General features: G+C 63.1%; 9 protein-coding genes. 8 read left to right on the forward strand and 1 reads right to left on the reverse strand.

Going from position 1 to position 12,031, the window contains the following annotated elements; genetic code table 11:
- Window positions 1-141: 141 nt before the first annotated feature.
- Window positions 142-597: a ribonuclease gene (locus HF916_RS17105; protein WP_168790060.1), complete on the reverse strand. Its 456-nt coding sequence runs from the start codon at window positions 595-597 to the stop codon at window positions 142-144.
- Window positions 598-1,007: 410 nt separating this feature from the next.
- Between HF916_RS17105 and HF916_RS17110 the strand changes: the two genes are divergently transcribed.
- From HF916_RS17110 to tssH, 8 genes are all read left to right on the forward strand, one after another.
- The gene (locus HF916_RS17110; protein ID WP_168790061.1) at window positions 1,008-2,795 is read left to right on the forward strand and encodes a hypothetical protein; all 1,788 of its coding nucleotides are present in this window, start codon (window positions 1,008-1,010) and stop codon (window positions 2,793-2,795) included.
- Window positions 2,796-3,167: 372 nt separating this feature from the next.
- The gene (tssB, locus tag HF916_RS17115) at window positions 3,168-3,740 is read left to right on the forward strand and encodes a type VI secretion system contractile sheath small subunit (RefSeq protein WP_168790062.1); all 573 of its coding nucleotides are present in this window, start codon (window positions 3,168-3,170) and stop codon (window positions 3,738-3,740) included.
- A 53-nt stretch (window positions 3,741-3,793) separates the two neighbouring features.
- On the forward strand, window positions 3,794-5,305 hold the full coding sequence (gene tssC, locus HF916_RS17120; RefSeq protein WP_168790063.1) for a type VI secretion system contractile sheath large subunit: 1,512 nt from the start codon (window positions 3,794-3,796) through the stop codon (window positions 5,303-5,305).
- 63 nt (window positions 5,306-5,368) lie between these two features.
- Window positions 5,369-5,857 carry an Hcp family type VI secretion system effector gene (locus HF916_RS17125; RefSeq protein WP_168790064.1) on the forward strand — a complete coding sequence of 163 codons (489 nt, stop codon included), beginning with the start codon at window positions 5,369-5,371 and terminating at the stop codon, window positions 5,855-5,857.
- Between the two features lie 65 nt (window positions 5,858-5,922).
- Window positions 5,923-6,378 (forward strand): type VI secretion system baseplate subunit TssE, encoded by a 456-nt coding sequence (gene tssE, locus HF916_RS17130; protein ID WP_168790065.1) that lies wholly within the window; start codon window positions 5,923-5,925, stop codon window positions 6,376-6,378.
- The gene (gene tssF / locus HF916_RS17135) at window positions 6,371-8,134 is read left to right on the forward strand and encodes a type VI secretion system baseplate subunit TssF (RefSeq protein ID WP_168790066.1); all 1,764 of its coding nucleotides are present in this window, start codon (window positions 6,371-6,373) and stop codon (window positions 8,132-8,134) included. Before tssE ends, tssF begins: the two co-directional genes overlap by 8 nt.
- Window positions 8,089-9,297 (forward strand): type VI secretion system baseplate subunit TssG, encoded by a 1,209-nt coding sequence (tssG, locus tag HF916_RS17140; protein WP_168790067.1) that lies wholly within the window; start codon window positions 8,089-8,091, stop codon window positions 9,295-9,297. The genes tssF and tssG overlap by 46 nt, the downstream gene beginning before the upstream one ends.
- Entirely contained in the window at window positions 9,294-12,029 is a 2,736-nt protein-coding gene (tssH, locus tag HF916_RS17145; RefSeq protein WP_168790068.1) for a type VI secretion system ATPase TssH, read from the forward strand. Before tssG ends, tssH begins: the two co-directional genes overlap by 4 nt.
- The last annotated feature ends 2 nt before the right edge of the window (window positions 12,030-12,031 follow it).

Below are 12,031 nucleotides of genomic sequence, written 5' to 3' on the forward strand. Positions count from 1 at the left end.
GACGGTCGGGTCGAAGCGCAGCTTCGGACCTTCGGCAAAAGGCTGTGAATGACGGCAACGGGTCGTCACGTGTCCGACGCGTCAAGCAGTACGCGGCCAGCTTCCACCGCGCGCTCGAAACATATTGCAGTCAACCCGTCTTTATTCTGCAATGCGCTTGAAACTGACGTAGTAATCGTCGGTGTAATAGCAGTCGCCTGTCTGCCTGCGCGGTCCACCACATATGATCCGGCGCTGCCCGCGATCCGTCGACCCAGGCGTGCGAACTGTGTATGTGTGGTAATAGCCGCGCGGATGCTGCGGCAGCAATCCCGCGCTGTTGCGGAACACTACGCCGTCTTCCCCAAAAGGGAAGGGGCCGCCTGCCTTGATCAGCCGCAATGTTTCGGCTGCTTCCCCCGGCAACTGTGCCTTGGTGACGGTGCCCAGTGCGCCTGACGCGACGGGTGTACCGCTCGCGCCCTGCGCTGGCTGAACCGGCGCCTGGCTCGCGGATGCGCCCGATGCCTCAGTGACGTTTTGCGATCCCTCCTTGCCGCATCCGCCGAGGATCGCGCTCAACGCGACGATGCAGGAGAAAGCCCACGCTCTTTTCACGAAACGGGTCTCCTCTCGTTGACCAGAATTCGACGACCAGGATAGATGTAAAGGTATCGCTATTGGCGGAGCAAATCAATGTTCGGCAGGAGATAGACACTTTATACACCGCAACCAGGGCGATGTACCGTTTTCGGCGTTTGGGACTGCATGGCGCCCGCATGCAAGATGTCGACTCTCCACTAAAGTCCACCATGTACCGGCCGTTAACGATGTGATGGCGTTCCGGGCCGATCTATATCTCGGTGACTGGCGAAATTAGTCCGTCGCAACCTATCGGCTCACGGTGCACGCCATCAACGATCCTGGAACCACTCGGAAGAACCGGTGCAGGAGTTCATTTACCTACGATGTTGCAATTGGGTTCAACACCAGGATAAGCCGGTGGACCGGCTACAGGGGATCTGGAGATGGGTGCAAAAGGACCGTTGGAAGTTGTCAATGCAAGCGAGTGGATCCGCCGCACGGCGCTGACTCTCAGCGCGCGAAGCGCGAGCACACGGCGCGTCGATGCTGCGTACTCCGTCTGGTGCACGGCGCGCTTCGACTCGCTCAAGGCCGCCACCCTGCGCGACGCCCTCGACGACTACGTCGCCGAAAAAGGCGGTGACTGGGCCCGAGTGCCGCGCAACACCGACAGTGGCGGCCTGATGGAATACATCCTGCGGCAGGCAACCGCCGTTGCACCGCCCCGGGCGTCGGCCGCGGCCGCCCGCGACCGGATCCGGAACTTCGATATCCCGCACTCGCGTTACGGTGTGCTCTACCTGCTGGGCAATCTCAACATCGACATGAACTGCTTCACCATCGCGATGGAGGGCGTGGCCGCCGTCGGTGGCGCAGTGGGGTCCGGCTTCGCCACGAACACGCAACATCTGAACAGCGCCACCCAGGCCACCCGGCATGTCAGCATGGCAGGCCACCAGGTGTCCGCTCAAGCGCTCACCACCGCATCCGCGACAGGCGTCAAGCTGTTGCCCAAGGGGGTCGCGAAAGTGGACGATATTTTCGGTCTGAGCGCCCCCAACACCAGAGAGCGGCGCTGGGCGACCACCGGCACCGTCAGGCCCGGCATGGAGAGCCCCGGCAGCGGAGTGGTCAAGTCCAGCGTGACCTGGACTTACCCGGTGACCCAGGCCGGCTTCGACATGATCAAGGAAGATCCGGCTCTTTTCCTCAACCCTTGGGTCTTGCCGACCACCATGGTCGGCGCGGCGTTCGTCACCGTCACGGAAACGCTCAACAACCTGCGCCGCGAGATAGAAAGCGCCGTCACGTGGGCTTTCGAGAAGATCAAGAATGCCTTGCTCGGCGCATCGGCCGGCACGTTCAACCTGGCCGGCAGCGTGGTGCGTTCGTTGATCAAGGTCGTCGTCACACAGTGCCTCGCCAGCGCGGCGCCTTTCGTGGGCGCGGCCATCGACATCGGCGCGGGTATTGTCAAGACGCTGCGCGCCGCGGCGGAAAAGGTCGGTGCCTGGCTGCAGCGGCGCCGCATCGAACTGAACCCAGGACATCCCGAACTGATTGCCGCAACGCTTGAAGGCGAAATGGAATCCGGCATTTTCCAGGGATTGTGGACCACGCTGAAAGGCGTGGTGTCCATGTCGTTGAGCACCTTCCTGCCGGGCGCCGGCAGCCTCGTATCGGCTATCGTCACGGGCGTCGAGTGGCTGGTGAAGTTCACCTTCCGCCTGTGGGAGCAGAGCAAGATTCACGCGTTTCTCGTCAAGGCACGCGAGGTCTACCTGCAAGAGCGTGAGCTCGCCACGCGCGACCCGGGCCCGCGTGGCCTCGAGTTCCAGCCGAATATGGATCCGTCCAAAGGCGGCATCATCCATGATCTCGACAAGTTCAAGACGTTTTTCCAGGAAGGGTGCGACGCCAGCCCGCTGATCCCGATGCTGACGTTGAATACCGGCATTTGCGGCAGCCTGATGACGCTCGCCAACCTGTTCCGGGATGAAATGGAACCGGCTCGCGAGGTGGTCGATCGCGCCACCTATAACAGCGGCGCGGAGTATTTTGCCCGGCTCAAGGGTTTCGGCGCGCGGTATCTGCAGAGCTCCGGCTTCAAGTTCCAGACACGCGACACCGAGGGCCGCAGCAATATTCAGGGTCTGCTCGATCACGCGGTGCATCATCACACGCAGGATACGTTCGCCGACAAGGCCGCCGCCTTCCTCTCGGCAACGTAAGCGCCGCACACGGAACGTTGTTCCGCCACTACTCGGCGGCGGGTTTCCATTGCGAAAAATGGCCACCCGCCGGTCGTCGCGGGCCGGTCGACGACCGGCCCGCAGAGCCCTCACTGACCCTATATCGACCCTCACATGGCGACGCAAACGTTAGCGTGGCCCAGGCTCGTAGGTACTAACCCGGTTTCTGAAGGAAAACTCTAAAGATCAAACAGACGCCCGCCGATATAGCTTTGGCGACGGTTGCGCGCGCCTGCCCTCGTCATGCGATTCCTGCGCGTTCCACCCCGAATTACCTGATATGCCGCTCGCCTTCGAGAAGACGAGCGGGACGGTTTTCTTAATGTATGCGAGCTTCATCGGGAGATACGTATGTCCAATAGTTTGCAGAAGTGGGTTGGGCGTAATCGTCCGCCGCGCGTCCAGATCACCTATGACGTGGAAATCGGCGACGCGATTGAAAAGCGCGAATTGCCGATGGTCGTCGGCCTTCTGGCTGATTTGTCCGGTCACCCGGCACAGCCGCTGCCGAAGCTGAAAGAGCGCCGGCTGGTCGAAATCGATCGCGACAACTTCGACGAGATCATGGGCAAGATCGCACCGCGTCTGGATCTGTCGGTTCCGGACACGATGAAGGGCGAAGGCAATCTCAAGGTGGAACTGAATTTCGCCAAATTCGGCGACTTCCATCCGGAAGCGATCGTGCAGCAGGTTCCGCGCCTTGCGAAGCTTCTGGAAGCACGTCAGCAACTGCGTGATCTGCTGGCCAAACTCGACGGCAACGACGAACTCGATCTGATGCTGGAGCGCATCGTCCAGAACACCGAGGACCTGAAGAAAGTTCAAAGCCAGGCTCACGGCGGCGACAAGCCGGCGGCCGCAGGCGCTAACACTCAAGCCGAGGCTGCAACTGAACCGGCCGATGAAAGCGCACCCGCAGCGTAACGGCATTGCATGCCCGTCATGGCGGGCGTAACGAACTTTCACAGGTGATCCAGATGGCAAGCAAGAATGCAGCCGGCATGGCGGCAGGCGATACCCAGACAATCGAAGCAACGGCGCCGGGCGCCGAACTGAGTCTGCTCGAACGCATCGTTCACGAAGGGAACATGGCGGTCGAGGAGTCGCAAAGCGTCTACGCGAAGAAGCTGATCGGGCAACTCGCGTCGCAGATTCTCGATGAAGGCATGCGCACGAGTCCTGACAAGTCCGTTGTCGCGATGATCAACGAACGTGTCGCGGAAATCGATTCGCTGCTGACCGATCAGATCAACGCGATCATGCACGACTCGTCGTTCCAGGCGCTCGAAGCATCGTGGAGCGGTCTGCACGACATGGTGTACGGCACGGAGACGAGCACGCAGCTCAAGCTGCGTCTGCTAAACGTCACGAAGAAGGAACTGCTGAAGGATCTCGAAACAGCTGTCGACCACGACATGAGCGTGCTGTTCAAGAAGATCTACGAAGAAGAGTACGGCACGTTCGGTGGCTATCCGTATTCGCTGCTGATCGGCGACTACAGCTTCGGCCGTCATCCGCAGGATCTCGCATTGCTTGAACGCCTGTCGAAGGTCGCCGCGGCCGCGCACGCGCCGTTTATCACCGCCGCCGCGCCGAGCCTGTTCGACCTGAAGTCGTTCACCGAGCTGGGTGTCACGCGCGATCTGTCGAAGACTTTCGAAAGCGCCGAACTCGCCGCATGGCGCAGCTTCCGCGATTCGGAAGATTCACGTTACGTGTCGCTGGTCTTGCCGTCGTACGCCGCGCGTTTGCCGTATGGCGCGAAAACCAAACCGGTCGAGAGCTTCAACTTCGAGGAAGACGTCGACGGTACCGATCACAGCAAGTATCTGTGGGCCAACTCGGCATACCAGCTCGGCCTGCGCATTACCGACGCCTTTGCGAAATACAGCTGGTCGACAGCGATTCGCGGCGTGGAAGGTGGCGGCAAGGTGGACGGCATGGTCGCTCACACGTTCAAGACCGGTGAAGGCGACGTTGCGCTGAAGTGCCCGACGGAAGTCACGATTACGGATCGCCGCGAGAAGGAACTGAACGACCTCGGCTTTATCGCGATCGTCAATTCGAAGGGCTCCAACTACGCGACGTTCTTCGGCAGCCAGACGGCCAACCGTCCGAAGGTCTACAACAAGGACGCGGCAAACGCGAACGCGCAACTGTCGTCGCGCCTGCCGTATGTGCTCGCCGCGTCGCGCTTCGCGCATTACCTGAAGGTGATCATTCGCGACAAGATCGGCAGCTTCCAGACCCGCTCCGACGTGGAAAGCTATCTGAACAACTGGATTGCCGACTACGTGCTGATCAATCCGTCGGCCTCGCAGGCTTCGAAGGCACGCTATCCGCTCGGCGAAGCGCGTATCGACGTGACGGAAGTGCCGGGCAAGCCGGGCGCGTATCGCGCAACCTGCTTCCTCAAGCCGCATTTCCAGATGGAAGAACTGACGGCGTCGATCCGCCTCGTCGCCGAATTGCCGGCAGCGGCAGCCTGATGCATGGCGTGCGGCCAGGCCGCACGCGAGCTTGCTCACCCACTCGAATAAACCAGGACAGTCATGGATACGATTCTTCTTCAGATCAAGGACATCAAGGGTAACGCGATGATCGACGGCTACGCCGATCAGATCGTGATCCACTCTTTCTCGCATTCCGTTTCGCTGCCGATGGGCATGGACGCGACCAATACGGAACGCACACTCGGCCGCCCCAGCTTCCAGGAATTCACGTTCTCCAAGAGCACCGACCAGTCGACGCCGGGGCTTTACGCAGCCTGTACGGCCGGCACGAAGCTCGGCGACGCGACGTTGTCGATCGGCCGTAACGAAAACGGCAAATTCATGCTGCAAATGAAGTACGTGATGACCAACGCCATGGTGTCGTCGATCGGCACGAGCGGCGGCGGCCAGATGAGCGACTCGTTCTCGCTCAACTTCACGCAGATCACGTCGGCGTACACGCAGCAAAACATCGATTCGACGAAGAAGGGCAATGCGTCGTTCGGTTGGGACCTGTCGAAGAACGTCGCGGTCTCGCCGGCTGCCTGAGTATTTGTCGCGGGTCGCGCAAGCGAACGTCGTATCACCGTCCGCGTTTCAGGAGTATTTGCGTCATGTCGGCAATTGCAAGGGGTTCGGCCATGCCCCTGTTCGACCGTCTCGCCGCTGCCGGCGAGACGCAACTCACGGGCACGAGTGCGCTCCGTGAGTCGGTGGCGCGCGACCTGGGCAGGTTGTTGAATACGCGTTCGCGGCTCACCTTCGAGGAGTTCGGTGAGACCGACGGCAGCGTCATCGATTACGGAGTGCCGGATTTCTCCGAGCGTTCGTTGCGCTCGGGCGGCGATCGCGACGCGATTGCCGCGGTAGTGCGGCACGCGATCACGTTATTCGAGCCGCGTCTGAAGGACGTGACGGTCAGTTTTGCTTTTCCCGCCGATCGCGCGCCCGACGCGATCCTGATGATCGGCGGACAGATCCGTGAACAAAGCGGCGTTGGCCACGTGGCCTTCGAACTGGCGCCGTCGGGCCATTACACCGCTGATCCGCGCTGGGTGGAACATGGCTGACCTCGCGCACGACGATATTCTCCAGTACTACAAACGCGAACTGTCCTATCTGCGCACGCAGGGCGCCGATTTCGCGCAGCGCTATCCGAAGGTCGCGGCGCGGCTCGCGCTGCACGGCACCGAATCGCTCGATCCTCACACCGAGCGGCTGATCGAAGCGACCGCGTTTCTCGCGGCACGCGTGCATCGCGATCTCGACCAGGAATTCCCGCAGGTCGCGTCGGCGTTGCTGGACAACGTGTGTCCGTCGCTCGTTCAGCCGACGCCGTCCATGACGGTCGCGCAGTTCGAACTCGATCCGAGTCAGGGCAAGGTGACGGCGGGCTTCAAGGTGCCGCGTCACACGGGACTTCAGGCGCTCACCGAGAGCGGCGACGCTTGCCGGTTCCGCACCTCGTGGGAGACGGTGCTGTGGCCGCTGCGAATCAGCCGGGCCGCGTTCGGTGATGACTCGACGCTGCGCCTCACGCTCGAATGCGAGCCGGGCGTCGATTTTTCGGAGCTCGAACTGAAGCAGTTGCGCATCCATTTGCACGGCGACTGGATGGTGACGATGCCGCTCTATGAATTGCTGGCCTCGGCCGTGACGAACGTATCACTGCGGCCGGAAAGCGGCGGTGGCGTGGTTCTGCCCGCATCGGCGTGGCGCGAGGTAGGTTATGCGGAGGCGGACAGCGTGCTGCCGCAGCCGGCCCATGCGCAGCCCGCCTATGGGCTGATGCAGGAGTATTTCGCCTTTCCGCGCAAGTTTCATTTTTTCGATCTGCACCATCTGGCGGGTCGTCTCGGCACCGGCCGCACGTGCGAAATCGTGCTGCATCTCGAACGCGTGCCGCGCGGCCTCGGCATGCTCGGCGCGCAACATTTCAAGCTCGGCTGCACGCCCATCGTCAACCTGTTTTCGCAGACGAGCGAGCCGATCGCGATCGATCACCGTCATTACGAATACCGGCTGGTCGCGGATCAGCGGCGCGACGCCATGACGGAAATTCACTCGATCGTCTCAGTGGTCGCGTCGGACCCGTCGATGGAACGCTCGGCGACCGTGCCTGGCTTTTCCTCGATCGATCACGTCGACGCGAACGGCGCGACGATCTTCTGGTCCGCGCGCCGCGAGCCTAGCTTGCGCGAGAACGTGCAGGGCACCGACATGTTCCTGAGCTTCGTCGACGCGAGCAATGCCGTCAGCGAGCCGGCCGAGCCGGTGGTCTACGCGAACGTGCTGTGCACCAACCGACATCTTGCCGAGCAGGTGCCGGTCGGTGCCCGCATGCTGGTCGACAAGGTGTCGCAGAACGCGCGGGTGCGCTGCCTGTATGAACCGACCCTGCAGCGCAACCCGCCGCTCGGCAGCGAGACGCTGTGGCGTTTGATCTCGTTGCTGACGCTCAACTATCACTCGCTCGTGAGCGGCGCGACGGGCCACAAGCAGTTGCAGGAAATGCTGCGTCTGTTCGCGTCCGAGAGCACTCGTGAGCAGGACCAGATTCGCGGTATCAAGAGTATTCAGGCGCGCAGCGTGACCGCGCATGTCGGCGCCGACGCATGGCGCGGCTACTGCCGCGGCACGGAAGTCAGCATCGAGTTCGACGCGCATGCGTTCGTCGGCGGATCGCCGTTGCTGATGGGCGCGGTGCTGGCGCGCTTTTTCGCCATGTACACATCGGTCAATTCTTTTGTGCGGTTGGTGGTGCGCCGTGGAGACGAGATATGGAAGCAATGGGAACCGATGACCGGTTGCCAGCAGCTGCTCTGATCGCCCGGCTCATCGCGAATCCGCAGGGCTTCGAGCTGTTCCAGGCGATCAGTCTGCTCGAACGCGCGGTGCCGCATGCGCGCCCGCTCGGTCGAGGCAATGGCGCGGGCGAAGGCGTGCGGCTGAGCGGTTTCGTGTCGCTTGCCTTCGAGCCGAGCGATGTCCACGGTGTGCGGCGTGGTGAGTCGCCGAGGCATCCGTCTGCTCACGAGCGCGAGCCGCAAGACGCGCCTCGCGCATACGAACACGAACACGACCGGCAAACTCCGGCCTACACGCTGTCCACGCCGGTGCTCACGCTGGCCGGCGCAAACGGCCCGCTGCCCATGCCGTTCACGGAACTGGTGCTGGAGGGTCGCGCACGGCGCGACTTCGCCACCGCCGACCTGCTCGACATTTTCAATCACCGCTTTCTCTCGTTTCTCTATCGCAGCCGCAAGAAGCACGCGCCCGGTTTGAACTGGCGCTCGCCGCACGCTTCGGCGCTGGCCGCATGCCTCGATGCGTTGAGCAATCTGGGGCTGCACGGTGCGCTGCGCGGCCCTCACGAGGAACGGCTGTGGATGCGTCATGCGGGCCTGCTCAGTGCGGCGCCGCGTTCGATGACGGGTCTGCTCGCGTTGCTGTCCGATCGCCTTGGGACGCCGGTGCGCGGTATGCAGTTTGTCGGCGGCTGGCGCCAGATCGACGCGACGGATTCGCTGCGGCTTGCGCGGGTGGGTACGCGCGCGCCCCGGCTCGGCGGACACAGTGTGCTCGGACGGCGGGCGTGGGACCAGGCCACCGGCATCCGCATCGAGTTCTCCGACCTGTCGCGTGAGCGCTTTGCCGCGTTGCTGCCCGGCGGCCGCGATCACGCGCTGGCGCAATGGCTGATCCAGTGTTACGTGCAACAGGATTTCGACGTGGAGTTCGTGCTGAAACTCACGCCGCAAAGGGTGAATTGCGCACTCGGCGGCCCGAATGCCGCCCGGCTCGGCTGGACCTCCTGGGTGGCCGGCGGACAGCAGAATGCGCAAGACGACGGCGCCTCGCTTGACACCGCGCGCACCAACCCTACAACAACCGCACTCGGCACCACTGCCGCGGCGCCGGCGCCAGTTCGTCTCGCGCTGCGCGCGGCCGGCAACCCCCCGCGCCACTACGAAGGATGCAGCGCATGAACATCGATATCCGCACGTTGCTGAGCCGGCTCAATCCGGAGTGCAAGCACGCGATGGAGCAGGCCGCGCAAGCGTGCGTGCGGCAGACCCATTACAACGTGGATGTCGAGCATCTGCTGTTGACCTTGCTCGAAGCGGATGCGCCCGATCTGCACGCGATCCTCGCGCATTTCCAGATCAAGCCCGACACGCTGATCGCGCAACTCCAGAAATCGATCGATCAGTTCAAGCGCGGCAATGGCCGCACGCCGGCTTTGTCGCCGAACTTTTCGTCGCTGTTTCAGGAAGCCTGGTTATTGAGCTCGATGCTGCTCGCGGAGCAACAGATCCGCTCCGGCACGCTCGTGCTCGCGCTGCTCGAGGTCGACAGCTTGCGCGGCCTGCTGCTCGAATCGGCGCCGGCGTTGCTGAACATTCCGCGCGCGACCTTGCGCGAGATGCTGCCGACCGTGCTGGCCGGCTCGGCGGAAGACGCCGGCGGCGCTGCCGCGCGCAGCGCTGCGCCAGGCGGCAAGCCTGCCGATGCGTCCGGTGAAACGGCCACTCCGCAAGTGCAATCCGCCATGCCGTCGATGTCGCGCGCGCCGGGCGGCGGCACGCAACGCACCGCGCTCGATCAGTACACCGTCGACCTCACCGGTCTGGCCCGCGAAGGCGCGATCGATCCGATTCGCGGCCGCGATGCGGAGATCCGTCAACTGATCGACGTGCTGCTGCGGCGGCGCCAGAACAATCCGATTCTGACGGGTGAGGCAGGCGTCGGCAAGACGGCGGTCGTCGAAGGTTTCGCGCAACGCATCGTGTTGGGCGACGTGCCGCCCGCGCTGATGAACGTGTCGGTTCGCTCGCTCGATCTCGCGTTGCTGCAGGCCGGCGCCGGCGTGAAGGGCGAATTCGAGAATCGCCTGAAGTCGGTGATCGCCGAGGTGAAGGCGTCGCCGGTTCCCGTGATTCTCTTTATCGATGAAGCGCATCAGCTGATCGGCGCGGGCGGCAGCGAAGGACAGGGCGATGCGGCCAACCTGCTCAAACCGGCGCTGGCGCGCGGCGAGCTGCGCACCATCGCCGCGACGACATGGGCGGAATACAAGAAGTATGTCGAGCGCGACCCGGCGCTCGCGCGGCGCTTCCAGGTGGTGAAGGTCGAGGAGCCGAGCGAAGCGGTCGCCATCGACATGCTGCGCGGCATGGTGCAAAAGCTCGCCGAACATCACGGCGTGGAAATTCTCGACGACGCGGTGCGCGATGCGGTCAAGCTGTCGCATCGCTATATTTCCGGCCGCCAGTTGCCCGACAAGGCGATCAGCGTGCTCGACACCGCGTGCGCGCGGGTCGCGATCGGGCAGAACGGCGTGCCCGAGGAAATCGAAGCGCTGGGCCGTTCGATCGAGAGCAACGAAAACCAGTTGCGCATTCTGCGTCACGAAGCCGCCACCGGCAGCGATCGCGCGGACGCGATCGTTGCCGTCAACAAGCAGCTCGACGAAGAGCGCGCGCAGCACGCGCGTCTCTCTGAAAAGCTCGTCACCGAAAAGCATGCGGTCGGCGAAATCATCGCGTGGCGCAAGAAAATCGGCCTCTATCTGGCGGATGAACGCAAGGCCGCGGAGGGCGACGATGCCGAGGACGGCGCGTCGTTGACGGCGAATCTGGCGCGCCTGGAGAAAGGGCTCGAAGCTGTCCAGAGCGATGAGCCGATGGTGCCGGTCTGCGTCGATTCCGCCATCGTGGCGAAGGTGATTTCTGGCTGGACCGGCATCCCGGTTGGCCGGATGCTCGCCGACGAATTGCACACGGTTCTATATCTGCAGGACAAGCTCGCCGAGCGCGTGGTCGGCCAGGACCAGGCGCTCGACGCGATTGCGCGCCGCGTGCGCACGTTCCGCGCCGATCTCGACGATCCGGGCAAGCCGGTCGGCGTATTCCTGCTGGTCGGGCCAAGCGGTGTCGGCAAGACGGAAACGGCCTTTGCACTCGCGGACACGCTGTACGGCGGCGAGCGCAACATGATTACCGTCAACATGTCCGAGTTTCAGGAGGCCCATAGCGTGTCCGGCCTGAAGGGCGCACCGCCCGGCTACGTGGGCTATGGACGCGGCGGCGTGCTGACCGAAGCGGTTCGGCGTCGTCCGTACAGCGTCGTGCTGCTCGACGAAATGGAAAAAGCCCATCCCGACGTGCTCGAACTGTTTTTCCAGGTGTTCGACAAGGGCGTGATGGAAGACGGCGAAGGCGTCCCGATCGACTTCAAGAACACGCTGATCCTGCTGACCTCGAACGCGGCGCAGGACATCATCACCGACGCGTGCCAAGGCGGCCGGCGGCCGGAACCCGAGGCGCTGATCGAACGCCTGCGTCCGGCGCTGCTCAAGCAGTTCAGCCCAGCGTTTCTCGGCCGCCTCGTGCTCGTGCCTTATTACCCGCTCGGCGACGCGCAGATCACGTCGATCGTCAATCTGAAGCTCACGCGACTCGCGCAGCGTTTCGAACGCAATCACCACGCGCGTCTGACGTGGGACGAACCGTTGGCTGCGTTGATTACCGAGCGCTGCAAGGAAGTGGATAGCGGCGCGCGCAATGTCGATCACATCCTGACGCAATCGATCTTGCCCGAACTGGCGCGCCAGGTGCTGGAACGCATTTCGATCGCCGAACCGTTCGGCGGCGTGCACCTCGCGTTGAATGACGTGGGTGGCATCGAATTCCGCTTCCTGTCTGTCGAGGAGGCGTAGCA

Origin of the sequence: Paraburkholderia aromaticivorans (assembly GCF_012689525.1) — a bacterium.
In the GTDB taxonomy this organism is placed as follows: domain Bacteria; phylum Pseudomonadota; class Gammaproteobacteria; order Burkholderiales; family Burkholderiaceae; genus Paraburkholderia; species Paraburkholderia aromaticivorans_A.